Here is a 23966-nt window from a genome sequence, read left to right as displayed (position 1 = left end):
CAGGAACCACCGTGACGACGATCACCCCGGATCCCGGGAACCAAGGCACCCCCCGCCCCTCACTTCGCTCCGGGACGGGTACGCCCGGTACGCTCACCGCCGTGCCACACGCTGATCAGTCCCAAACCACCCAGAAGGGCCATCCCGTGACCTATCCGGGACCGCCCCGTCCGGCGCAGGTCTCCGCCACTCCCCTCGCGGAACTGGCCGGACAGCTGGGTGCCGCCGCACCGGAGGGCGACGCCGGGGTCACGGGCATCACCCATGACTCGCGCGCCGTCCGCCCCGGCGACCTGTACGCCGCCCTGCCCGGCGCCCGCGCGCACGGCGCCGACTTCGTCACCCAGGCCGCCGGCCTGGGCGCGACGGCCGTGCTGACCGACCCGGCCGGCGCCGAGCGCGCCGCCGCCACCGGCCTGCCGGTGCTCGTCGTCGACGACCCGCGCGCGCGGATGGGCGAACTGGCCGCCACGATCTACGGCCGGCCCGGGCGGGACCTGCTCCAGATCGGCATCACCGGCACCTCCGGCAAGACCACCACGGCCTACCTCGTCGAGGGCGGCCTGCGGACGGCCAGGTCCACCGGCCTGGTCGGCACCGTGGAGATGCGCATCGGCGACGAGCGCATCAAGTCCGAGCGCACCACCCCCGAGGCCACCGACCTCCAGGCCCTCTTCGCGGTCATGCGCGAACGCGGCGTCGAGGCGGTCGCCATGGAGGTCTCCAGCCACGCCCTGGTGCTCGGCCGGGTCGACGGCTGCGTCTTCGACATCGCCGTGTTCACCAACCTCAGCCCGGAGCACATGGAGTTCCACTCCGGCATGGAGGACTACTTCCAGGCGAAGGCGCAGCTGTTCACGCCGCGCCGCAGCAGGCTCGGCGTGGTCAACATCGACGACGAGTACGGCCGCCGGCTCGCCCGCGAGGCCGGCGTCCCCGTCGTCACCTACTCCGCCGAGGGCCACCCGGACGCCGACTGGCGCGCCGAGGACGTGGTGATCGGCCAGCTCGACTCGACGTTCACCGTGCTCGGCCCGAACGGCGAGCGGATCGCCGCCAAGTCCCCGCTGCCCGGCCCGTTCAACGTGGCGAACACCCTCGCCGCGCTGGTCGCCCTCGCCGCCGCCGGTCTCGAACCGCAGGCCGCCGCCGACGGCATCGCCGCCGTGCCGGGCGTCCCGGGCCGGCTGGAGCGGGTGGACGCCGGACAGCCCTACCTCGCGGTGGTCGACTACGCCCACAAGACCGACGCCGTCGAGTCGGTGCTGAAGGCGCTGCGCAAGGTCACCAAGGGCCGACTGCACGTCGTCCTCGGCTGCGGCGGCGACCGCGACACCACCAAGCGCGCCCCGATGGGCGCCGCCGTGGCACGGTTCGCCGACACCGCCGTACTGACCTCCGACAACCCCCGCTCGGAGGACCCGCTCGCGATCCTCGCCACCATGCTCCAGGGGGCGGCGTCGGTGCCGGTGCACGAGCGCGGTGAGGTCGTGCTCTTCGAGGACCGGGCCGCGGCGATCGCCGCCGCCGTCGAACGGGCCCGGCCCGGCGACACCGTGCTGGTCGCGGGCAAGGGCCACGAGCAGGGCCAGGACATCGCCGGCGTGGTCCGTCCCTTCGACGACCGCCAGGTGCTTCGCGAAGCCATCCAGAAGACCCAGGGATGAAATCCCGAAAGATCCAGGGGATGAACTTGTGATCGCCCTCTCCCTCGCCGAGATCGCAGAAGTCGTCGGCGGGCAGACGCACGACATACCGGACGCGTCGGTCCTGGTGACCGGTCCGGTCGTCCGGGACTCCCGTGAGGCGGGGCCCGGCAGCCTGTTCGCCGCGTTCGTCGGCGAGCGCGTCGACGGCCACGACTTCGCGCCACAGGTCGTGGCGGCGGGCGCGGTCGCCGTGCTCGGCTCGCGCCCCGTCGGCGTGCCCGCGATCGTCGTGGACGACGTCCAGGCGGCACTCGGCGCCCTCGCCCGCCACGTCGTGGACAAGCTCGGCACGACCCTGGTCGCGCTCACCGGCTCGGCGGGCAAGACCAGCACCAAGGACCTCATCGCGCAGGTGCTCCAGCGCAAGGCGCCGACGGTGTTCACGCCGGGCTCGCTCAACAACGAGATCGGGCTGCCCCTCACCGCGCTCAGCGCCACCGAGGAAACCCGGTTCCTGGTCCTGGAGATGGGCGCCCGCGGCATCGGCCACATCCGCTACCTGACCGGGCTGACCCCCCCGAAGATCGGCCTCGTGCTCAACGTCGGCTCCGCGCACATCGGTGAGTTCGGCGGCCGCGAGCAGATCGCCCAGGCCAAGGGCGAGTTGGTGGAGGCGCTCCCCGAGGACGGCACCGCGGTGCTCAACGCCGACGATCCGTACGTACGGGCCATGGCCGCCCGAACGAAGGCGAAGGTGCTGCTCTTCGGCGAGGCCGACGAAGCGGACGTACGCGCAGAGAACGTGCGGTTGACGGACACCGGGCAGCCCTCCTTCACCCTTCACACACCCTCCGGGTGCAGCGACGTGACCATGCGCCTGTACGGTGAGCACCACGTGTCGAACGCGCTCGCCGCGGCCGCCGTCGCCCATGAGCTGGGCATGTCCGCGGAAGAGATCGCCACCGCGCTCTCCGAGGCGGGCTCCCTCTCCCGCTGGCGGATGGAGGTCACCGAGCGCCCGGACGGCGTGACGGTCGTCAACGACGCCTACAACGCGAACCCCGAGTCCATGAAGGCCGCTCTGCGCGCGCTGGCGGCCATGGGCAAGGGGCGTCGTACGTGGGCGGTGCTCGGCAAGATGGCCGAGCTCGGGGACGAGTCGCTCGCCGAGCACGACGCGGTCGGACGGCTCGCCGTCCGGCTCAACGTCAGCAAGCTCGTCGCGGTCGGGGGCAGGGAAGCCGCCTGGCTGCAACTGGGCGCATATAACGAGGGTTCGTGGGGTGAGGAGTCGGTGCACGTGTCCGACGCACAGGCGGCGGTCGACCTGTTGCGCAGCGAGTTGCGCCCGGGGGACGTCGTGCTCGTGAAGGCGTCCCGTTCGGTCGGGCTCGAAAGCGTTGCCCAGGCGCTGCTCGAGTCCGGTGCCGAGGGTGAGGTTGCCGCCCGATGATGAAGCAGATCCTGTTCGCGGGAGTCATTGGCCTCTTCCTGACGCTGGTCGGCACCCCGCTGCTGATCAAGCTCCTCGCGCGCAAGGGCTACGGCCAGTACATCCGTGACGACGGCCCGCGCGAGCACGCCAGCAAGCGCGGTACGCCGACCATGGGCGGTATCGCCTTCATCCTGGCGACGGTCGCCGCGTACTTCCTGTCCAAGGTCATCACCGGTTACCCCCCGACCTACTCGGGTCTGCTGGTGCTCGGCCTGATGGTCGGCATGGGCCTGGTCGGCTTCCTCGACGACTACATCAAGATCGTCAAGCGGCGTTCGCTGGGTCTGCGGGCCAAGGCGAAGATGGCGGGCCAGCTGATCGTCGGCATCGCCTTCGCGGTGCTCTCGCTCCAGTTCGCCGACAACCGCGGCAACACCCCGGCCTCCACCAAGCTGTCGTTCATCACCGACTTCGGGTGGACCATCGGCCCGGTGCTGTTCGTGGTCTGGGCGCTCTTCATGATCCTCGCCATGTCGAACGGCGTGAACCTGACGGACGGTCTGGACGGTCTGGCCACCGGCGCCTCCGTCCTCGTCTTCGGCGCCTACACCTTCATCGGCGTGTGGCAGTTCCAGGAGTCCTGCGCCAACGCGGGCACCCTGACCAACCCGGGCGCCTGCTACGAGGTCCGCGACCCGCTCGACCTCGCGGTCGTGGCCTCCGCGCTGATGGGCGCCTGCCTCGGCTTCCTGTGGTGGAACACCTCGCCGGCCAAGATCTTCATGGGCGACACCGGTTCGCTGGCGCTCGGCGGTGTGCTCGCGGGTCTCGCGATCTGCTCCCGCACCGAGCTGCTGCTCGCCATCCTCGGCGGCCTGTTCGTCCTCATCACCATGTCGGTGGTCATCCAGGTCGGCTCCTTCCGGCTCACCGGCAAGCGGGTCTTCCGGATGGCACCGCTCCAGCACCACTTCGAACTCAAGGGCTGGTCCGAAGTGCTCGTGGTGGTCCGTTTCTGGATCATCCAGGGCATCTGTGTGATCGTCGGACTGGGCCTCTTCTACGCGGGATGGGCAGCAGAGAAGTGACCGACTGGCAGGGAAAGCGCGTCACCGTCGCCGGACTCGGCGTCTCCGGCGTCCCGGCGGCCAAGGTGCTGCACGGGCTCGGCGCGATCGTCACCGTGGTCAACGACGGCGACGACGAGCGCGCCCGGGCGCAGGCCGCCGAACTGGAGGCGCTGGGCGTCACCGTGCGCCTCGGCGACGGCGCCACCCTGCCCGACGGCACCGGACTGGTCGTCACCGCGCCCGGCTGGCAGCCGGACAAACCGCTGTTCACGGCGGCCCGCGCGGCCGGAGTGGAGATCTGGGGCGACGTCGAACTGGCCTGGCGCCTGCGCCGCCCCGACGCGGCGCCCTGGCTCTGCGTGACCGGCACCAACGGCAAGACCACCACCGTGCGGATGCTGGCGTCGATCCTGGAGGCCGCCGGGCTGCGCACCGCCGCCGTCGGCAACATCGGCGTCTCGCTGCTGGACGCCGTCCTCGGCGACGAGGAGTACGACGTCCTCGCCGTCGAGCTGTCCAGCTACCAGCTGCACTGGGCGCCCTCGCTGCGCGCCCACTCCGCCGCCGTCCTCAACCTGGCCCCGGACCACCTGGACTGGCACGGCTCCATGGAGGCGTACGCCAGGGACAAGGGCCGCGTCTACGAGGGCAATCGGGTCGCCTGCGTCTACAACGTCGCCGACAAGGCCACCGAGGACCTGGTGCGCGAGGCGGACGTCGAGGAGGGCTGCCGGGCCGTCGGCTTCACCCTCGGCACCCCGGCCCCCTCCCAACTCGGCGTCGTGGAGGGCATCCTGGTCGACCGCGCCTTCGTCGAGAACCGGCACAGGAACGCGCAGGAGCTCGCCGAAGTCGCCGACGTCCACCCGCCGGCCCCGCACAACATCGCCAACGCCCTCGCCGCGGCGGCCCTCGCCCGCGCCTTCGGCGTGCCCCCGCAGGCCGTACGGGACGGGCTGCGGGCCTTCAGGCCGGACGCCCACCGCATCGCCCACGTCGCCGATGTGGCGGGGGTCGCCTACGTGGACGACTCCAAGGCCACCAACACCCACGCCGCGCAGGCCTCGTTGGCGGCGTACGAGTCGATCGTGTGGATCGCGGGCGGACTGGCCAAGGGCGCCACCTTCGACGAGCTGGTGGCCGGGTCGGCGAAGCGGCTGCGCGGGGTCGTGCTGATCGGCGCCGACCGCGCGCTGATCCGCGAAGCGCTCGCGCGACACGCCCCCGAGGTACCCGTCGTCGACCTCGACCGGACCGACACTGGGGCGATGCTCGCGGCTGTCCAGGAGGCCCGGCGCCTCGCCGAGCCCGGCGACACGGTGCTGCTGGCCCCGGCCTGCGCCTCGATGGACATGTTCGCCAACTACAACCAGCGTGGTGACGCGTTCGCGGCGGCCGTCCGCGAACTCGAAGCGGGCGCCTGACGGCGGGTCTCGACCACGGCGGGTGCTTCGGGACCCTTTGGAGGGACGGGTGACTCGGATGTGGCACGGGGTGGCCGGCCGGCGGGAGCCCGCCGGCGGCAGGGCGCCGCGGCGGTCCGCGGCCGCGCCGCGGGCGAACGGCCGGGGCGGGCGTACGGGAGCCGGCCATGCCCGGTAGCCGTACGGGCCGTCCCCCGGTGCGGCGGACGGTGCGGCCCCCGGCCGGCCCCTGCGAGAACCCGGTCGCACGACTCCTCACGCGGGCCCGCCGGGCCTGGGACCGGCCGCTGACCGCCTACTACCTGATCCTCGGCGGCAGCCTGCTGATCACCGTGCTCGGGCTGGTGATGGTCTACTCGGCCTCCCAGATCACCGCGCTGCAGATGTCGCTGCCCGGGTCGTACTTCTTCCGCAAGCAGCTGCTGGCCGCCGTGATCGGCGCCGGCCTGCTGTACGCGGCCTCCCGGATGCCGGTGAAGCTGCACCGGGCCCTCGCCTACCCGATCCTCGCGGGCGCCGTCTTCCTGATGGCGCTGGTGCAGGTGCCCGGGATAGGAGTGGCGGTCAACGGCAACCAGAACTGGATCTCGCTCGGCGGCTCCTTCCAGATCCAGCCCAGCGAGTTCGGCAAGCTCGCCCTGATCCTGTGGGGCGCGGACCTGCTCGCCCGCAAGCAGGACAAGAGGCTGATGGCGCAGTGGAAGCACATGCTGGTGCCGCTGGTCCCGGTGGCGTTCCTGCTGCTCGGCCTCATCATGCTGGGCGGTGACATGGGCACCGCCATCATCCTGACCGCGATCCTGTTCGGGCTGCTGTGGCTGGCCGGAGCGCCCACCCGGCTGTTCGTCGGGGTGCTGGCGGTCGCCGGGGCGATCGGCACGGTCCTGATCAAGACCAACTCCAACCGGCTGGACCGCTTCGCCTGCATCGGCGCCACCGAGATGGGCCCGGACGGCTCCTGCTGGCAGGCCGTGCACGGCATCTACGCCCTCGCCTCCGGTGGCCTCTTCGGCTCCGGGCTCGGTGCGAGTGTGGAAAAATGGGGCCAACTCCCCGAAGCGCACACCGACTTCATCTTCGCCGTCACCGGTGAGGAACTGGGCCTCGCGGGGACGCTGTCGGTGCTCGCCCTCTTCGCCGCTCTAGGCTATGCGGGTATCCGCGTGGCCGGACGCACGGAGGACCCCTTCGTCAGGTATGCCGCGGGAGGCGTGACCACCTGGATCACGGCCCAGGCCGTGATCAACATGGGTGCGGTGCTCGGCCTGCTGCCGATCGCCGGTGTCCCGCTCCCGCTGTTCTCCTACGGGGGATCCGCCCTGCTGCCGACCATGTTCGCCATCGGGCTGCTGATCGCCTTCGCGCGCGACGAGCCCGCTGCGCGGGCGGCGCTTGCGATGCGGCAACCCCGCTTTGGTAGAAAGCGGGGGGCTGGGGGCCCCGCGGGGCCCCGGAGATGGAACACGATGCGACGGCGCACCTCGGCGGTGCGCACGTCCGGAGAGCGGTGAATTTCGGTGCATGTCGTACTCGCCGGCGGGGGTACCGCGGGCCACATCGAGCCCGCGCTCGCCCTCGCGGACGCCCTGCGCAGGCAGGACCCGACCGTGGGCATCACGGCCCTGGGCACGGAGCGCGGCCTGGAGACCAGGCTGGTCCCCGAGCGGGGTTACGAGCTGGCGCTGATCCCGGCCGTCCCGCTGCCCCGCAAGCCCACCCCCGAGCTGATCACCGTCCCGGGCCGGCTGCGCGGCACGATCAAGGCGGCCGAGCAGATCCTGGAGCGCACCCGGGCGGACGTCGTGGTCGGCTTCGGCGGCTACGTGGCGCTGCCCGGCTACCTGGCCGCCAAGCGCCTCGGCGTGCCGATCGTCATCCACGAGGCCAACGCCCGGCCCGGCCTCGCCAACAAGATCGGCTCCCGCTACGCCGCACAGGTCGCCGTCGCCACCCCGGACAGCAAGCTCCGGAACTCGCGCTACATCGGCATCCCGCTGCGCCACTCCATCGCCACCCTGGACCGGGCCGCCGCCCGCCCCGAGGCGCGCGCGATGTTCGGCCTCGACCCCAACCTGCCGACCCTGCTCGTCTCGGGCGGCTCGCAGGGCGCCCGCCGTCTCAACGAGGTCGTCCAGCAGGTCGCGCCCTGGCTCCAGCAGGCCGGGATCCAGATCCTGCACGCGGTGGGCCCGAAGAACGAACTGCCGCAGGTGCACCAGATGCCGGGGATGCCCCCGTACATCCCGGTAAGTTATCTGGACCGGATGGACCTCGCGTACGCCGCGGCCGACATGATGCTTTGCCGCGCGGGCGCGATGACCGTCGCCGAACTGTCCGCCGTCGGACTCCCGGCCGCCTACGTCCCGCTGCCCATCGGCAACGGCGAGCAGCGGCTGAACGCCCAGCCGGTGGTCAAGGCCGGCGGCGGGCTGCTGGTCGACGACGCGGAGCTCACCCCGGAGTGGGTGCAGCAGAACGTGCTGCCCGTGCTGGCCGACCCGCACCGGCTGTACGAGATGTCCCGCGCCGCCGCCGAGTTCGGCCGCCGGGACGCCGACGAGCTGCTCGTCGGCATGGTGTACGAGGCGATCGCCGCCCACCGTGCACACCGATAGGAACCGGATTTCCATGTGAGCGGAAGGCAGAGAGCGTGGCCGGACCCACCACCGCGGAGCGCGGTGCGCGCCAGCAGGAGTCGTCCGGCCCGCCCCCTGCCCGGCGGCCCCGGCCGCCCCGGCCCCGCACCGTCGCCGTCCTCGCCGTCGTCCTGGCGCTGCTCGGCGCGGGCGGCGGCTGGGTGCTGTACGGCTCGCGGTGGCTGCGCGTGGAGAGCGTCTCCGTCTCGGGCACCCGGGTGCTCACCCCCGGGCAGGTCCGCGAGGCCGCCGACGTCCCCCTGGGGGAGCCTCTCGTCTCGGTCGACACCGAGGCGATGGAGAGTCGGCTGCGCCGGGAACTGCCCCGGATCGACGAGATCGACGTGGTCCGTTCCTGGCCGCACGGAATCGGTCTGGAAGTCACCGAGCGGACGGCGGTACTGCTCCTCGAAAAGGGCCGGAAGTTCGTGGAAGTGGACGATGAAGGCGTCCGTTTCGCCACGGTTTCTGACGCTCCGAAAGGTGTGCCCCTCCTGAAACTGGAACCCTCCCGGTCCCGTTCCGCGGCGGCCAGCCTGCGCCGCTTCGGCGAGCCCCGGCTGGTGCGCGAGGCGGTGCGGGTGGCCGGCAGCCTCCCGGCGGCGGTCGCGCACCGGACCCGGACGGTCGAGGTCCGCTCCTTCGACGACATCACGCTGAAGTTGGCCGACGGCCGGACCGTCGCCTGGGGGAGCGGTGAGGAGGGGCCCGCGAAGGCCCGTACGCTGACCGCTCTCATGAAAGCGGCCCCCGACGCACGGCACTTCGACGTGAGCGTCCCCACCGCCCCGGCGTCATCAGGGAGTTGACGCACATCAGCGCAGGCCAGCACCCTGGTTGGGCACCGCTACGGCTGATCACATAGGGTGAAAAGAAAAACGGGAGGTTCGGCGTGTTCGTTGAACGTGCGCCACTTGTCGACTTAGTGTCCTGTTCAGAAGACTCCAGGGAACAGACACACTGGTAACCCTAAACTTCAACGTTAGGGTTCGGGTCGGCGATACGGACCGTCCCATTCGGCATCAGTCGTCGGACCGCGCGGGCGCAGTGCCCACGCGGATGCGGCGACACGTAACTCGAGGCGAGAGGCCTTCGACGTGGCAGCACCGCAGAACTACCTCGCAGTCATCAAAGTCATCGGTGTCGGCGGCGGTGGTGTCAATGCCATCAACCGGATGATCGAGGTCGGTCTCAAGGGCGTCGAGTTCATCGCCATCAACACCGACGCGCAAGCCCTGTTGATGAGCGACGCCGACGTCAAGCTGGACGTCGGCCGTGAACTCACCCGCGGACTCGGCGCCGGAGCCAACCCGGCCGTCGGCCGCAAGGCCGCCGAGGACCACCGCGAGGAGATCGAGGAGGTCCTCAAGGGGGCCGACATGGTCTTCGTGACGGCCGGTGAAGGCGGCGGCACCGGCACCGGCGGCGCGCCCGTCGTGGCCAACATCGCACGCTCCCTCGGCGCGCTCACCATCGGCGTGGTCACGCGCCCGTTCACCTTCGAGGGACGGCGCCGCGCGAACCAGGCCGAGGACGGCATCGCCGAACTGCGCGAAGAGGTCGACACCCTCATCGTCATCCCGAACGACCGCCTGCTGTCCATCTCGGACCGCCAGGTCTCGGTCCTCGACGCCTTCAAGTCGGCGGACCAGGTCCTGCTCTCCGGCGTTCAGGGCATCACCGACCTCATCACCACCCCCGGCCTGATCAACCTGGACTTCGCCGACGTCAAGTCGGTCATGTCCGAGGCCGGTTCCGCCCTCATGGGCATCGGCTCGGCCCGCGGCGACGACCGCGCGGTGGCCGCGGCCGAGATGGCCATCTCCTCCCCGCTCCTCGAGGCGTCCATCGACGGCGCCCGCGGTGTGCTGCTCTCCATCTCCGGCGGCTCCGACCTCGGCCTGTTCGAGATCAACGAGGCCGCCCAGCTGGTCAGCGAGGCGGCCCACCCCGAGGCCAACATCATCTTCGGCGCGGTCATCGACGACGCCCTCGGCGACGAGGTGCGGGTCACCGTGATCGCGGCCGGCTTCGACGGCGGCCAGCCGCCGGCCCGCCGGGACAACGTCCTCGGCTCGGCCTCCGCCGCCCCGGCCCGCCGCGAGGAGCCCGCTCCGGCGCGGCAGCCGGAGAGCCGGCCGTCGTTCGGCTCGCTCGGCAGCGTCACGCCGAAGGAGGAGCCGGAGCCCGCGCCGGAGCCGGTGAACGACATCCCGGTCGCCCCGCCGGTCACGCCGGCGCCGCGGACCTACACGGACAGCGCGGCCGAGGAGCTGGACGTCCCGGACTTCCTGAAGTGATAGGACGGCGCGAGAGCGTGAGCGGCGCGCACTTCGCCTTCACCGACCGGTGGGGCGGGGTGAGCGCCGCTCCGTATGAGGAGCTCAACCTCGGCGGCGCGGTCGGCGACGACCCGGCCGCCGTGACGGCCAACCGGGAACTGGCCGCGAAGTCACTGGGGATCGACCCGGCCCGGGTGGTCTGGATGAACCAGGTGCACGGCAACGACGTGGCGGTGGTCGACGGACCCTGGGGGTCCACGGCCGCCGTCCCCTCGGTGGACGCGGTGGTCACGGCCCGCCGGGGTCTCGCCCTCGCCGTCCTCACCGCGGACTGCACGCCCGTGCTGCTCGCGGACCCGGTGGCCGGAGTGACGGCCGCCGTCCACGCGGGCCGCCCGGGGATGGTCGCGGGAGTCGTCCCCGCCGCCGTCCGGGCCATGACGGAACTCGGCGCGGAACCCTCCCGGATCGCCGCCCGCACCGGACCCGCCGTCTGCGGCCGGTGCTACGAGGTGCCGGAGGCGATGCGGGCCGAGGTGGCCGCCGTCGAACCGGCGGCGTACGCCGTCACGAGCTGGGGCACGCCGGCGGTCGACGTGACCGCCGGGGTGCACGCGCAGCTCGACCGGCTCGGGGTGCACGACCGGGCGCAGTCGCCGGTGTGCACGCTGGAGTCGCACGACCACTTCTCTTACCGCCGCGACCGCACCACTGGTCGGCTCGCGGGCTATGTGTGGCTGGACTGATAGGGCATGACGGACCGTAGGGACGAACTCGCCGCGAACCTCGCGCGGGTGGAGGAGCGCATCGCCGCGGCCTGCGCGGCGGCGGGACGGGCACGCGAAGAGGTGACCCTGATCGTGGTCACCAAGACGTACCCCGCGAGCGATGTCCGGATCCTGTCCGGGCTCGGAGTGCGCCACGTCGCCGAGAACCGTGACCAGGACGCGGCGCCCAAGGCCGCGGAATGCACGGACCTGCCCCTTTCCTGGCACTTCGTCGGTCAGTTGCAGACCAACAAAGTCCGTTCCGTGGTCGGTTATGCGGATGTGGTGCAGTCCGTCGACCGGGCCCGGCTGGTGACGGCGCTGTCCAAGGAGGCCGTGCGGGCCGGCCGCGAGATCGGGTGCCTGGTCCAGGTCGCCTTCGACGCGGGGGCGAGCGGCCGGGGCGAGCGGGGCGGCGTGGCACCGGAGGGCGTGGGGGAGTTGGCCGGTCTGATCGCCGGCTCTCCCGGGCTGCGGCTGGACGGGCTGATGACGGTCGCACCTCTGACCGGCGAGTACGCCGGACGGCAACAGGCGGTGTTCGAGCGGTTGATGGATTTGTCGACCGACCTGCGCCGGGCCCATCCGGCTGCGAACATGGTCTCGGCAGGGATGAGCGCGGACCTCGAACAGGCCGTGGCCGCCGGAGCGACACATGTACGCGTCGGCACCGCGGTACTCGGAGTCCGCCCCAGGCTCGGGTAACGTCGCCAAGAAGTCGGACCACAGCAGAAAATATGGTCATTATCCGTCGAAGGGCGGGCAATCGACCTCGTGGATCGCGGGCACTCGCCACTCGTCAGCCGATCCACCACAGAGCGGAGGACTCAGAGCATGGCCGGCGCGATGCGCAAGATGGCGGTCTACCTCGGCCTCGTGGAGGACGATGGGTACGACGGCCGGGGATTCGACCCCGATGACGACTTCGAGCCCGAACTGGACCCGGAGCCCGAACGAGATCACCGGCGGCACGAACCGTCCCACCAGTCGCACGGTTCACACCAGCCCCAAAGGGACGAACCGGTGCGAGTGGTGCACCCTCCCGCGCCCCGCGAGCCGGTGGCGCACTCCGCTTCGCTCCCCGCGGAATCCGCACGTCCGGCGCGCATCGCGCCCGTGGCGTCCATCACACAAGAACGCGCAAGCCTGGAGAAGAACGCACCGGTGATCATGCCCAAGGTCGTGTCGGAACGAGAGCCGTACCGGATCACCACGCTTCACCCGCGGACCTACAACGAGGCCCGTACCATCGGGGAACACTTCCGCGAGGGCACGCCGGTGATCATGAATCTGACTGAGATGGACGACACAGACGCCAAGCGACTTGTCGACTTTGCGGCCGGTTTGGTGTTTGGTCTTCACGGCAGCATCGAGCGGGTGACGCAGAAGGTGTTCCTGTTGTCGCCTGCTAACGTCGATGTCACGGCGGAGGACAAGGCCCGCATCGCAGAGGGCGGGTTCTTCAACCAGAGCTGAGACGCACGACCGGAAAAAGCGGTACAAATCAGTACCGGCACAGCACAGGAAACAGGGGAGAGGGAAGCACGGGCATGAGCGTGGTCCTGGATGTCGTCTACATCGCGCTGATGTGCTTCCTCATCGTGCTCATCTTCCGGTTGGTCATGGACTACGTCTTCCAGTTCGCCCGCTCGTGGCAACCCGGCAAGGCGATGGTGGTCGTTCTGGAGGCCACCTACACTGTCACTGATCCACCGCTCAAGCTTCTGCGGCGGTTCATTCCGCCGCTGCGTCTCGGGGGCGTGGCGCTCGACCTGTCCTTCTTCGTACTGATGATCATCGTCTACATCCTGATCTCGATCGTGAGCCGGCTGTGAGCGATGTGACCTACCGTCTTGCCGAATGCCGACGACTACGTTGAGGTGAAGAGATGCCGTTGACCCCCGAGGACGTGCGGAACAAGCAGTTCACGACCGTCCGCCTCCGAGAAGGCTATGACGAGGACGAGGTCGATGCCTTCCTCGACGAGGTCGAAGCCGAACTGACCCGTCTGCTCCGCGAGAACGAGGACCTGCGCGCCAAGCTGGCCGCGGCCACCCGCGCCGCCGCGCAGAACCAGCAGAACATGCGCAAGCCGCAGGAGCAGCAGGACCAGCAGCAGCCTCAGCAGGGTATGCCCCAGCAGGGCATGCCGCAGCAGGGCATGCGAGGTCCCGGCGCTCCGGTGCCCGCCGGCATATCGGGCCCGCCGCAGCAGCAGATGGGCGGCCCCATGGGTGGCCCGCCCCAGCTGCCGAGCGGTGCCCCGCAGCTGCCCGCCGGCCCCGGCGGTCAGGGTCCGCAGGGTCCCGGCCCGATGGGCCAGGGTCCGATGGGCCAGGGTGGCCCGATGCAGGGCCAGATGGGCCCGGGTCCGATGGGCGGCCCCATGGGCGGTCCGATGGGCGGCCCCGGTCAGGGCCCCGGCGGCGACAGCGCCGCCCGTGTCCTCTCGCTGGCCCAGCAGACCGCCGACCAGGCGATCGCCGAGGCCCGCTCCGAGGCCAACAAGATCGTCGGCGAGGCGCGTTCGCGTGCCGAGGGTCTGGAGCGTGACGCCCGTGCCAAGGCCGACGCCCTGGAGCGGGACGCGCAGGAGAAGCACCGTGTCGCGATGGGCTCCCTGGAGTCCGCCCGCGCCACGCTGGAGCGCAAGGTCGAGGACCTGCGCGGCTTCGAGCGCGAGTACCGCACGCGCCTGAAGTCGTACCTGGAGTCGCAGCTGCGTCAGCTGGAGACCCAGGCCGACGACTCGCTGGCCCCGCCGCGCACGCCCGCGGCCGCGTCCCTCCCGCCGTCCCCGGCGCCCTCGATGGCACCGGCCGGCGCGAGTGCCCCGTCGTACGGCGGCAACCAGTCGATGGGGGGTGCGCCGAGCCCGTCCGCTCCGTCCTACGGCGGTCAGCAGCAGATGTCCCCGGCCATGACCCAGCCGATGGCGCCGGTCCGGCCGCAGGGTCCGTCGCCGATGGGCCAGGCTCCCTCGCCGATGCGCGGGTTCCTGATCGACGAGGACGACAACTGACAGTGCGTGGTACGGCGTAGCCGTCGGCAGCGTTCAGGGCGGGGCCCCGGAGAAGAATCCGGGGCCCCGCCCTTTTTCGTGGGGGCGCTCGGGTGCGCGCAGGGCGCTCGGATCCTTCCCGGGCGCCGGGCGCACCCGGGGCGCGTGCGGTCGCGTAGGGTGCTCCGAGGGGCGCGTGGCGCAGAGGCAGTCGCGCCTCGATGGCATCGAGGAGGACGCCGGTTCGAACCCGGCCCGCCCCTGCTTGCCCGTCGCCCTTCCGTGACCTGTGACGACGTGCGACGCGAAAGGCCCGGCCCCGTCGAGGGGCCGGGCCTTTCGCGTGGTGGTCCGCCGGTGGCCTACGCCTTGCGCAGACGGAAGGCCAGGGACAGGCCCTCGTCGGTGAACGGCTCGCCGTAGCCGGAGCCGTCCGCCTCGCCCTGCGCGAAGTCGGTGGCCAGCACCTCGTCGGCGATCAGCGCGGAGTGCTCGGACAGGGCGGCGACCACCGCCGGGTCCGTGGCCGTCCAGCGCAGCGCGATCCGGTCGGCCACGTCGAGGCCGCTGTTCTTGCGGGCCTCCTGGATCAGCCGGATCGCGTCACGGGCGAGACCGGCCTGGCGCAGCTCCTCGGTGATCTCCAGGTCCAGGGCGACCGTGGCACCCGCGTCGGACGCCACCGACCAGCCCTCGCGCGGCGTCTCGGTGACGATCACCTCGTCCGGGGCCAGGGTGATCGTCTCGCCGTCGACCTCCACGGAGGCGTTGCCCTCGCGCAGCGCCAGCGACAGCGCCGCCGCGTCGGCCTCGGCGATCGCCTTGGCGACGTCCTGCACCCGCTTGCCGAACCGCTTGCCGAGAGCACGGAAGTTGGCCTTGGCCGTCGTGTCGACCAGGGAGCCGCCGACCTCGCTCAGCGACGCGAGCGACTCGACGTTCAGCTCCTCGGTGATCTGGGTGTGCAGCTCGCGGTCGAGCGCCTCGAAGCCGGTCGCCGCGATCAGCGCGCGCTTCAGCGGCTGACGGGTCTTGACGCCCGACTCGGCGCGGGTCGCGCGCCCCAGCTCCACCAGCCGGCGCACCAGCACCATCTGCCGCGACAGTTCCGGGTCGATCGCGCCGAGGTCCGCCTCCGGCCACGACGACAGGTGCACCGACTCGGGCGCGCCCGGGGTGACGGGGACGATCAGGTCCTGCCAGACCCGCTCGGTGATGAACGGGGTCAGCGGCGCCATCAGCCTGGTGACCGTCTCGACGACCTCGTGCAGGGTGCGCAGCGCGGCCTTGTCGCCCTGCCAGAAGCGGCGGCGGGAGCGGCGGACGTACCAGTTCGACAGGTCGTCGACGAACGCCGACAGCAGCTTGCCGGCGCGCTGGGTGTCGTACGCCTCCAGCGCCTGGGTCACCTGGTCGGTGAGGGCGTGGAGCTCGCTGAGCAGCCAGCGGTCCAGCAGCGGGCGGTCGGCCGGGGCCGGGTCCGCCGCGGACGGCGCCCAGTTCGACGTGCGCGCGTACAGGGCCTGGAAGGCGACGGTGTTCCAGTAGGTGAGGAGCGTCTTGCGGACGACCTCCTGGATGGTGCCGTGACCCACCCGGCGGGCCGCCCACGGGGAGCCGCCGGCCGCCATGAACCAGCGGACCGCGTCCGCGCCGTGCTGGTCCATCAGCGGGATCGGCTGGAGGATGTTGCCCAGGTGCTTGGACATCTTCCGGCCGTCCTCGGCGAGGATGTGGCCGAGGCAGACGACGTTCTCGTACGACGACTTGTCGAAGACGAGCGTGCCGACCGCCATCAGCGTGTAGAACCAGCCGCGGGTCTGGTCGATGGCCTCGGAGATGAACTGCGCCGGGTACCGGCTCTCGAACAGCTCCTTGTTCTTGTACGGGTAGCCCCACTGCGCGAACGGCATCGACCCCGAGTCGTACCAGGCGTCGATGACCTCGGGCACGCGCACCGCTTCGCGGGAGCAGCCCTCGTCGGGGCAGGTGAAGGTGACGTCGTCGATGAACGGGCGGTGCGGGTCGAGGTCCGACTGGTCGGTGCCGGTCAGCTCGGACAGCTCCGCGCGGGAGCCGACGCAGGTGAGGTGGCCCTCCTCGCAGCGCCAGATCGGCAGCGGGGTGCCCCAGTAGCGGTTGCGGGAGAGCGCCCAGTCGATGTTGTTGTTCAGCCAGTCGCCGAAGCGGCCGTGCTTGACCGTGTCCGGGAACCAGTTGGTCTTCTCGTTCTCCTGGAGCAGGCGGTCCTTGACGGCCGTCGTACGGATGTACCAGGAGGGCTGCGCGTAGTAGAGCAGCGCGGTGTGGCAGCGCCAGCAGTGCGGGTAGCTGTGCTCGTACGGCAGGTGCTTGAAGAGCAGACCGCGCGCGCCGAGGTCCTCGGTGAGTGCCTCGTCGGCCTTCTTGAAGAAGACGCCGCCCACCAGGGGCAGGTCCTCCTCGAAGGTGCCGTCCTGGCGGACCGGGTTCACCATCGGCAGGCCGTAGGAGCGGCAGACCTTGAGGTCGTCCTCACCGAAGGCGGGGGACTGGTGGACCAGACCCGTGCCGTCCTCGGTGGTGACGTAGTCGGCGTTGACCACGAAGTGCGCCTCGGCCGGGAACGCCACCAGTTCGAACGGGCGCTGGTACGTCCAGCGCTCCATCTCGGCGCCGGTGAAGGACTGGCCGGTGGTCTCCCAGCCCTCGCCGAGCGCCTTGGCGACCAGCGGCTCGGCGACGACCAGCTTCTCCTCGCCGTTCGTGGCGACGACGTAGGTGACCTCGGGGTGGGCGGCCACGGCCGTGTTGGACACCAGGGTCCACGGGGTGGTCGTCCACACCAGCAGGGCGGCCTCGCCGGCCAGCGGGCCGGAGGTCAGCGGGAAGCGGACGTAGACCGACGGGTCGACGACCGTCTCGTAGCCCTGTGCCAGCTCGTGGTCGGACAGGCCGGTGCCGCAGCGGGGACACCAGGGGGCGACGCGGTGGTCCTGGACCAGGAGTCCCTTGTTGAAGATCTCCTTCAGCGACCACCAGACCGACTCGATGTACTCGGGGTCCATCGTGACGTAGGCGTCGTCGAGGTCGACCCAGTAGCCCATGCGGGTCGTCAGCTCGGCGAAGGCGTCGGTGTGGCGGAGCACGGACTCCCGGCACCTGGCGTTGAACTCGGCGATGCCGAACGCCTCGATGTCCTGCTTGCCGGAGAACCCGAGCTCCTTCTCGACCGCCAGCTCGACCGGCAGCCCGTGGCAGTCCCAGCCCGCCTTGCGGGCCACGTGGTAGCCGCGCATGGTGCGGAAGCGGGGGAAGACGTCCTTGAAGACGCGCGCCTCGATGTGGTGGGCGCCGGGCATGCCGTTGGCGGTGGGCGGGCCCTCGTAGAACACCCACTCGGGGCGGCCCTGGGACTGCTCCAGGCTCTTGGCAAAGATCTTCTGCTCGCGCCAGAAGTCGAGCACGGCGTGCTCGAGCGCGGGCAGGTCGACCTGAGCGGGCACCTGGCGGTACGTCGGCGCTGTCGTCATCAGCGATCTTCCTCCGGCGGACTTGCTGCCTTCCGTCGGAGGGACGAGAGCTACGTCTTGTCTACGCCGTCTTCGGCGCGCTCCCGCGGTACCACCCTCCTTGGCTCTCCGGGGCGGGTCCTTGCCTCGGCGAGCCCCCTCATTGGGGTCGCGATGCCGGTTCTACTGGCCACCGCTCTGGGCGGCGGCTTTCTTCCGGCGGCTCCGGGGTGATCTTCACGTCGCGCTCGCCCCCGGGCTTCCACCGTCCCCGGGTCGCTGTGGGCTGCGTACGCCGCTACTCGTCCCCATCCACGCTTTTCGCTCCGCCCAGTGTACGGCGCCCCGGGGACAGCGGCCGACCGGTTTTGCGGCGGGCCCGGTGCGGCACCCGGCGTGACCCGAACGGGCACACGCGGCGCTCGGGATCCGCGGAAGTCGGGCTCGGCGGCATACCCCGCGGGGAGCTGGGCACAACGCATGCATGCCGGTCACGCGGGGGTCGTGGGGCGGGCGGATCGGGCGGCGTGCCCCGTTGCCGCGGGACTCAAGTCGATTTATCGTCCCAGCACGATTCGCGTGCAAGATCACAATATGTGAAGGGGCCGCGGCCATGGTGGCGAAGAAGACCGCCGTACAGCAGTCGGCGTCGGGCAGGCCCACAGGCACCAGCGCTTCCGGCGGTGCGGCCAAGGACGTGAGCGGCAAGAAGAGCACGCGCGCCGCCGGCGGGACGGTCGCGAGGCGTGCGGTGGACGCCGTGACGGCGGCGCCGGGGGAGGGGAGCGCGGGGAAGGCGGCCGCTCCCGGAGGCGCGGTGAGGAAGACGGCGGCGCGCAAGAAGACGGCGGGCAGGACGGCGGGCAAGGGGGAGCCTGCGAGCGAGTCCGCGGTGAAGCGGTCCGCGCCCCGGAAGGCGGCGGTGACGCGGAGTGCCGTGAAGCGGGCCGGGGCCGGGAGCCGGGGGACCAAAGAGGGCGCGGCCGGGAAGGCGGCCACAGGCGCGGTCACCGCCGGAAAGGTCACCGCCGGAAAGGCCGTGGCCAAGGAAGCGTCCGCCAAGAAGGCCGCTGTCAGGAAGCCCGCGGCCGGGAAGGCGGTGGCGGGACAGGCGACCAGCGGGAGGGCGACGGCCGGGAAGACGACAACCGGGAAGGCGACGGCCGGGCAGGCGACAACCGGGAAGGCCGGTGTCGCGGCGTCGTCCGACGGGGTGCCCGTGGCACAGCACGCAACCAGGACGGCCACCGCGAGGGACGCCGTTGCCGAGAACGGCACGGCCGAGAAGGCGACCGCCAAGAAGATCGCGGGCAAGAAGGCCGCGGGAAAGAAGGTCGCGGGCGGGAAGGCCGTGGCCGGGAAGGCCGTGGCGACGGGGGCGCCGGGGGAGCGAGCGGCCGGGGGTGTGTCGGCCGCGCGGTCGGCGGCCGAGCGGGAGCCGGGCAGGAAGGCCGTCGCGAAGAAGTCCGTGGCCAAGAAGGCCACGGCGAAGAAGGCCACGGCGAAGAAGGCCACGGCGAAGAAGGCCACGGCGAAGGAGGCCCTGGTGAACGAGACCCCGGCGAACAAGGCGGCAGCCAGGCGGGCCCCGGCGAGGCGGGCGGTGGCCGAGGAGGCCCATGCCGAGCCCGCGCCGGCCGCCGGAGCCGCGGCCACCGGCCGGGCGGCCGGGAGCTCCACCGCCGGGGGAACGGTGGCCAGGACAACGGCGGCCGGCAAGGCGGCGGCCGGGGCACCCCAGGCCGACGGCACGGCCGTGCCGGGCCGTGGGGGCGCCGGGGGGCGGGGAAGGCGAGCGAAGGGTCCGGCCGCGGGCGGGGCCGGGAGCACGGTGAAGAAGGCGGGCGCGGCCGAGGCCGCGGAGCAGACGGGAGCCACGACGGTGGTTGCGAAGAAGACTTCTGGCACGGCCCCGGCGGCCCAGACCGCCGTTCCGAAGGCGCGCGCCGCCGCGGCGGAGCCCGGCGAGCTGGCGGTACGCCCCGGTGAGGACCCGTGGACCCCCGAGGAGGTCGAGGAGGCCCGCAGCGAGCTGTCGAGCGAGCTGGACCGGTTGAGCACGGAGATCGCCTCCTCGGAGGCGTCACTGGCCGGTCTGATGCGGGAGTCCGGGGACGGCGCGGGGGACGACGAGGCGGACACCGGCGCCAAGAACATCACCCGCGAGCACGAACTGGCCCTGGCCGCGAACGCGCGCGAGATGCTGATCCAGACCGAGCGCGCCCTGCAGCGCCTGGACGCGGGCACGTACGGCCTGTGCGAGAACTGCGGGCAGCCGATCGGCAAGGCGAGGATGCAGGCCTTCCCGCGGGCCACCCTGTGCGTGGAGTGCAAGCAGAAGCAGGAGCGCCGGTACTGAGCACCGGTGCCGGGCGCCCGTCCCGAACGCCGGTACTGATCGGCGCGGAAGGCGTGCCGTACCCTCGTCCTCAGTCAGGCACCTAGGTTGAGGGACTCACGTGGCAGAGGCGGAGCGCATCATCGGTACGCCGGACGATTCGGACGCGGCCCGGGCCGGGGAGCCGGAGCGGCCCGGCGGCGACGAGAGCGGCGAGGGCGGCGCCGAGTCCGGGGCCGCCCCCGAGCGGCCCCGCGGCAGGCGGCGGATCGCCGTGCTGTTCGCGGTCGCCGCGCTCGCCTACCTGCTCGACCTGGTCAGCAAGATGATCGTGGTCGAGAAGCTGGAGCACCAGGAGCCGATCGAGGTCGTCGGCGAGTGGCTGCGCTTCGAGGCGATCCGCAACGCGGGCGCGGCCTTCGGCTTCGGCGAGGCCTTCACCGTGATCTTCACGGTGATCGCGGCGGCCGTGATCGTGGTGATCGCCCGCCTCGCCCGCAAGCTGTACAGCCTGCCCTGGGCGGTCGCGCTCGGCCTGCTGCTCGGCGGCGCGCTCGGCAACCTCACGGACCGCATCTTCCGCTCGCCGGGCGTCTTCCAGGGCGCGGTGGTGGACTTCATCGCGCCCAAGCACTTCGCCGTCTTCAACCTGGCCGACTCGGCGATCGTGTGCGGCGGGATCCTGATCGTGCTGCTGTCCTTCAGGGGCCTGGACCCGGACGGGACCGTCCACCGGGACTGAGCACCGGGACCGAGCACCGCGTACGGATGTGCCGGGCCGGTCCGGCATACTCGACGGGTGAGCACGATTCCCGAGATCCGTACCCTGCCCGTGCCCGACGGTCTGGAGGGCGAGCGCGTCGACGCCGCCATCTCCCGCATGTTCGGCTTCTCCCGTACGAAGGCCGCGGAGCTGGCCGCGGCGGGCAAGGTGCTGGTCGACGGCACGGTGGTCGGCAAGTCCGAGCGGGTGCACGGCGGCGCCTGGCTGGAGGTCGAGATGCCGCAGGCCGCCGCGCCGGTGCAGGTGGTGGCCGAGCCGGTCGAGGGCATGGAGATCGTGCACGACGACGATGACGTGGTCGTCATCGTGAAGCCGGTCGGCGTCGCCGCCCACCCGAGCCCCGGCTGGACCGGGCCGACCGTCATCGGCGGTCTGGCCGCGGCGGGGTACCGGATCTCGACCTCCGGCGCCGCCGAGCGCCAGGGCATCGTGCACCGGCTGGACGTCGGCACGTCGGGGCTGATGGTGGTGGCGAAGTCGGAGTACGCGTACACGTCGCTGAAGCGCCAGTTCAAGGAGCGCACGGTCGACAAGCGGTACCACACGCTCGTGCAGGGCCACCCGGACCCGACCAGCGGCACCATCGACGCGCCGATCGGCCGTCACCCGAACCACGACTACAAGTGGGCGGTCACCGCCGAGGGCAAGCCCTCCGTCACGCACTACGACCTGATCGAGGCGTTCCGCGCGGCGTCTCTGCTCGATGTGAAGCTGGAGACCGGCCGCACCCACCAGATCCGCGTCCACATGGCCGCGCACCGCCACCCCTGCGTCGGCGACCTGACCTACGGGGCCGACCCGACGCTCGCCAAGCGGCTGCGCCTGACCCGGCAGTGGCTGCACGCCGTCCGGCTGGGCTTCGAGCATCCGGGCAGCGGCGAGTGGGTCGAGTTCGCCTGCGACTACCCCGAGGACCTCCGCTCGGCGCTGGACCAGGTCCGCGAGGAGACCTACGGATGACCGGGCTGGCCGCGCCGTCGTACGCCGTCCGGGTCGCCGAGGAGGACGCCGACCGCGAGGCGTGCTTCACGGTGCGCAAGCAGGTCTTCGTCGCCGAGCAGGGCGTTCCGGAGGACATCGAGTACGACGCGTACGACGCCGGCGCGCTGCACGTGCTCGCCGTGCGGGCGGACGGGGTGCCGCTGGGCACCGGGCGGCTGCTGTACGGGGTGGCGGCCGCGGAGCGGACCGGCGGCGATCCGGCGGTGGGCTCCCTGGGGCGGCTGGCGGTCGTCCGGGAGGCGCGCGGACTCGGCGTCGGTGCGGCGCTGGTCCGGGCGATCGAGGACACGGCCCGCGCGCGGGGGCTCGCGGCGGTGGACCTGCACGCGCAGACGCAGGCGCTGGGTTTCTACCGGCGGCTGGGGTACGAGGCCTACGGTCCGGAGTACCTGGAGGCGGGGATTCCGCACCAGGCGATGCGGCGCTCCCTGTAGCACGGGTGCTCCATGGCAGGGTGGGTATCAGGGGGGTCCTGATCACCTAGACCTGTCGGAGCGCCGCGCGTGGACCAGCTGGCCCTGTTGTTCGTCCTGTTGCTCGGGGCCGTCGTGAGCGTCCCGGTCGGGGACCGGCTGGGTGTCCCCGCACCGGTGCTGATGACGCTGCTCGGCATCGTCCTGGCGCTGCTGGACTTCGTGCCGAACGTCGACATCCCGCCGGAGCTGATCCTGCCGCTCCTGCTGCCGCCGCTGCTCTACGCGGCCGTACGGCGCACCTCCTGGCGGCAGTTCGCGGCGAACAAACGGCCGATCTTCCTGCTCGCCGTGGCGCTGGTGTTCGTCACGATGTTCTGTGTGGGCTTCGTCGCCCACGCCATCGTGCCCGGGCTGCCGATCGCCGCCGCCCTGGCCCTCGGCGCGCTGGTGGCGCCGCCCGACCCGGTCGCCGCGACCGCCGTCGCCGGACAGCTCGGACTGCCGCGCCGGCTGGTGTCCATCCTGGAGGGCGAGGGGCTCTTCAACGATGTGACGGCCATCGTGCTCTACCACGTGGCGATCACCGCCGTGGTCGGCGGCACCTTCTCGGCCTGGTCGGCCGGGGCCGACCTGGTGCTGTCCGCCGTGGTCGCGGTCGCGGTGGGACTCGTGCTCGGCTGGGGCGCGAACAAGCTGATGGACCTGCTGGGCGACCCCACCCTGCAGATCGGGCTCACCCTGCTGGTGCCGTACGCCGCCTATGTGCTGGCCGAGGAACTGCACGGCTCCGGGGTGCTCGCCGTGCTGACCGCCGCGCTGTTCCTCGCCGAGTACGCCACCGACGCCGACGACGTCATGACCCGGCTCGCCGGGCACACCTTCTGGGACGTCGTCGACACCCTGGTCACCGGGGTCGCCTTCGGGCTGATCGGCCTGGAACTGCACAACGCGATCCGCACGGCCTCCGGTCGGTGGGGCGAGATGCTGGGCTGGGCGGCGGCCGTCGCGGGCGTCGTGGTCCTCGTACGGCTGCTGTGGCTGCTGCCCGCGACCTGGCTGACCAAACGGCTGCACGCGCGGCGCGACTACGAGGACATCCCCATGAGCTGGCGGGAGACCGTCGTCATGTGGTGGTCGGGGATGCGGGGCGTGGCCTCGGTGGCGCTGGCGCTGGCCATCCCGCTGAAGACGGAGGACGGGTCGCCGTTCCCCGACCGGGACGAGATCGTCTTCATCGCGTTCGGCGTGATCATGGCGACGCTGGTGCTCCAGGGGCTGACGCTGCCGTGGCTGGTGAGGCGGCTCGGGGTGCGCGCGGACACCGAGCGGGAGAAGGAGTTCGAGAAGACGCTGGCGGTGCGGGCCGCGAAGGCCGCCAAGCGGCGGCTGCGGGAGATCGAGCAGGTCGAGGAACTGCCGGAGGAGCTGTCCGAGCGGATGCTGCGGCGCGCCTTCGAGATCGGGGTGCGGATCAGCCCGGACATGGGGGAGGAGGAGCGGATGGAGGCGCACGCGCAGCGGGTGAAGCGGCTGAAGCGGGTGCGCCGGATCGAGGGGGAGATGCTGAGCGCCGCCCGGCACGAGGTGCTGGCGGCGCGCAGCGAGGCCGGGGCGGACCCCGAGGTGGTGGACCGGGTGCTGCGCCAGCTCGACGTGCGCAGCCTGCGCTGA

Annotated in this window: 19 protein-coding genes and 1 tRNA gene; 19 read left to right on the top strand and 1 reads right to left on the bottom strand. The window is 71.8% G+C overall.

Going from position 1 to position 23966, the window contains the following annotated elements:
* The first annotated feature begins 146 nt into the window (after positions 1-146).
* The 14 genes from SGLAU_RS09375 (at position 147) to SGLAU_RS09310 (ending at position 14527) form a co-directional block, all read left to right on the top strand.
* Positions 147-1667, top strand: coding sequence for a UDP-N-acetylmuramoyl-L-alanyl-D-glutamate--2,6-diaminopimelate ligase (locus SGLAU_RS09375; RefSeq protein WP_043500066.1), 1521 nt, complete (start codon positions 147-149; stop codon positions 1665-1667).
* Positions 1668-1695: 28 nt separating this feature from the next.
* Positions 1696-3102: a UDP-N-acetylmuramoyl-tripeptide--D-alanyl-D-alanine ligase gene (locus SGLAU_RS09370; RefSeq protein WP_043500065.1), complete on the top strand. Its 1407-nt coding sequence runs from the start codon at positions 1696-1698 to the stop codon at positions 3100-3102.
* Entirely contained in the window at positions 3102-4172 is a 1071-nt protein-coding gene (gene mraY, locus SGLAU_RS09365; RefSeq protein WP_043500063.1) for a phospho-N-acetylmuramoyl-pentapeptide-transferase, read from the top strand. Before SGLAU_RS09370 ends, mraY begins: the two co-directional genes overlap by 1 nt.
* Positions 4154-5578: a UDP-N-acetylmuramoyl-L-alanine--D-glutamate ligase gene (gene murD / locus SGLAU_RS09360; RefSeq protein WP_043500061.1), complete on the top strand. Its 1425-nt coding sequence runs from the start codon at positions 4154-4156 to the stop codon at positions 5576-5578. The genes mraY and murD overlap by 19 nt, the downstream gene beginning before the upstream one ends.
* Before the next feature lie 167 nt (positions 5579-5745).
* Positions 5746-7089 carry a putative lipid II flippase FtsW gene (gene ftsW, locus SGLAU_RS09355; protein ID WP_043500060.1) on the top strand — a complete coding sequence of 448 codons (1344 nt, stop codon included), beginning with the start codon at positions 5746-5748 and terminating at the stop codon, positions 7087-7089.
* Positions 7090-7095: 6 nt separating this feature from the next.
* Positions 7096-8193: an undecaprenyldiphospho-muramoylpentapeptide beta-N-acetylglucosaminyltransferase gene (murG, locus tag SGLAU_RS09350; protein WP_043500058.1), complete on the top strand. Its 1098-nt coding sequence runs from the start codon at positions 7096-7098 to the stop codon at positions 8191-8193.
* A 35-nt stretch (positions 8194-8228) separates the two neighbouring features.
* Complete coding sequence (locus SGLAU_RS09345; protein WP_043500057.1) at positions 8229-9023, top strand: cell division protein FtsQ/DivIB; 795 nt, start codon at positions 8229-8231, stop codon at positions 9021-9023.
* A gap of 288 nt (positions 9024-9311) precedes the next feature.
* Positions 9312-10514, top strand: a complete 1203-nt coding sequence (ftsZ, locus tag SGLAU_RS09340) for a cell division protein FtsZ (protein ID WP_043500056.1) — start codon at positions 9312-9314, stop codon at positions 10512-10514.
* On the top strand, positions 10511-11242 hold the full coding sequence (gene pgeF, locus SGLAU_RS09335) for a peptidoglycan editing factor PgeF (RefSeq protein ID WP_043500055.1): 732 nt from the start codon (positions 10511-10513) through the stop codon (positions 11240-11242). Before ftsZ ends, pgeF begins: the two co-directional genes overlap by 4 nt.
* 6 nt (positions 11243-11248) lie before the next feature.
* Positions 11249-11968 (top strand): YggS family pyridoxal phosphate-dependent enzyme, encoded by a 720-nt coding sequence (locus SGLAU_RS09330; protein ID WP_043500053.1) that lies wholly within the window; start codon positions 11249-11251, stop codon positions 11966-11968.
* A 129-nt stretch (positions 11969-12097) separates the two neighbouring features.
* A complete protein-coding gene (locus SGLAU_RS09325) occupies positions 12098-12739 on the top strand; it encodes a cell division protein SepF (RefSeq protein ID WP_043500051.1) in 642 nt (213 codons plus the stop codon).
* Positions 12740-12813: 74 nt separating this feature from the next.
* Positions 12814-13098, top strand: coding sequence for a YggT family protein (locus tag SGLAU_RS09320; RefSeq protein ID WP_007448661.1), 285 nt, complete (start codon positions 12814-12816; stop codon positions 13096-13098).
* A 53-nt stretch (positions 13099-13151) separates the two neighbouring features.
* Positions 13152-14285, top strand: a complete 1134-nt coding sequence (locus SGLAU_RS09315) for a DivIVA domain-containing protein (protein ID WP_043500049.1) — start codon at positions 13152-13154, stop codon at positions 14283-14285.
* Positions 14286-14453: 168 nt separating this feature from the next.
* A tRNA-Ala gene (locus SGLAU_RS09310) sits at positions 14454-14527 on the top strand.
* A 99-nt stretch (positions 14528-14626) separates the two neighbouring features.
* Here the strand turns inward: SGLAU_RS09310 and ileS are convergent.
* Positions 14627-17776 carry an isoleucine--tRNA ligase gene (gene ileS, locus SGLAU_RS09305; protein ID WP_043500047.1) on the bottom strand — a complete coding sequence of 1050 codons (3150 nt, stop codon included), beginning with the start codon at positions 17774-17776 and terminating at the stop codon, positions 14627-14629.
* 1198 nt (positions 17777-18974) lie between these two features.
* Between ileS and SGLAU_RS33465 the strand changes: the two genes are divergently transcribed.
* The 5 genes from SGLAU_RS33465 to SGLAU_RS09275 all read left to right on the top strand — a co-directional run bounded on the left by SGLAU_RS33465 (position 18975) and on the right by SGLAU_RS09275 (position 23966).
* Positions 18975-20114: a TraR/DksA family transcriptional regulator gene (locus tag SGLAU_RS33465; RefSeq protein WP_412556263.1), complete on the top strand. Its 1140-nt coding sequence runs from the start codon at positions 18975-18977 to the stop codon at positions 20112-20114.
* 100 nt (positions 20115-20214) lie between these two features.
* Positions 20215-20835, top strand: coding sequence for a signal peptidase II (gene lspA, locus SGLAU_RS09290; protein ID WP_043500045.1), 621 nt, complete (start codon positions 20215-20217; stop codon positions 20833-20835).
* A gap of 57 nt (positions 20836-20892) precedes the next feature.
* Positions 20893-21837 (top strand): RluA family pseudouridine synthase, encoded by a 945-nt coding sequence (locus SGLAU_RS09285; protein ID WP_043500043.1) that lies wholly within the window; start codon positions 20893-20895, stop codon positions 21835-21837.
* Positions 21834-22313 (top strand): GNAT family N-acetyltransferase, encoded by a 480-nt coding sequence (locus SGLAU_RS09280; RefSeq protein WP_208868899.1) that lies wholly within the window; start codon positions 21834-21836, stop codon positions 22311-22313. The genes SGLAU_RS09285 and SGLAU_RS09280 overlap by 4 nt, the downstream gene beginning before the upstream one ends.
* Positions 22314-22382: 69 nt before the next feature.
* On the top strand, positions 22383-23966 hold the full coding sequence (locus SGLAU_RS09275) for a Na+/H+ antiporter (protein WP_043500042.1): 1584 nt from the start codon (positions 22383-22385) through the stop codon (positions 23964-23966).

The sequence above is a fragment of the Streptomyces glaucescens genome (genome assembly GCF_000761215.1).
GTDB classification, from domain to species: Bacteria; Actinomycetota; Actinomycetes; order Streptomycetales; family Streptomycetaceae; genus Streptomyces; species Streptomyces glaucescens_B.
Note: the sequence above shows the minus strand (reverse complement) of the source record. Positions and strands in the feature narration are given on the sequence as shown.

Bases quoted from the DNA above. Each gene is read 5' to 3' on its own strand.
- ftsW (WP_043500060.1), top strand. From the start codon at position 5,746: ATGCCCGGTAGCCGTACGGGCCGTCCCCCGGTGCGGCGGACGGTGCGG.
- murD (WP_043500061.1), top strand. From the start codon at position 4,154: ATGGGCAGCAGAGAAGTGACCGACTGGCAGGGAAAGCGCGTCACCGTC.
- SGLAU_RS09320 (WP_007448661.1), top strand. From the start codon at position 12,814: ATGAGCGTGGTCCTGGATGTCGTCTACATCGCGCTGATGTGCTTCCTC.
- mraY (WP_043500063.1), top strand. From the start codon at position 3,102: ATGAAGCAGATCCTGTTCGCGGGAGTCATTGGCCTCTTCCTGACGCTG.
- SGLAU_RS09280 (WP_208868899.1), top strand. From the start codon at position 21,834: ATGACCGGGCTGGCCGCGCCGTCGTACGCCGTCCGGGTCGCCGAGGAG.
- SGLAU_RS09330 (WP_043500053.1), top strand. From the start codon at position 11,249: ATGACGGACCGTAGGGACGAACTCGCCGCGAACCTCGCGCGGGTGGAG.
- ileS (WP_043500047.1), bottom strand. From the start codon at position 17,776: ATGACGACAGCGCCGACGTACCGCCAGGTGCCCGCTCAGGTCGACCTG.
- SGLAU_RS09315 (WP_043500049.1), top strand. From the start codon at position 13,152: ATGCCGTTGACCCCCGAGGACGTGCGGAACAAGCAGTTCACGACCGTC.
- SGLAU_RS09325 (WP_043500051.1), top strand. From the start codon at position 12,098: ATGGCCGGCGCGATGCGCAAGATGGCGGTCTACCTCGGCCTCGTGGAG.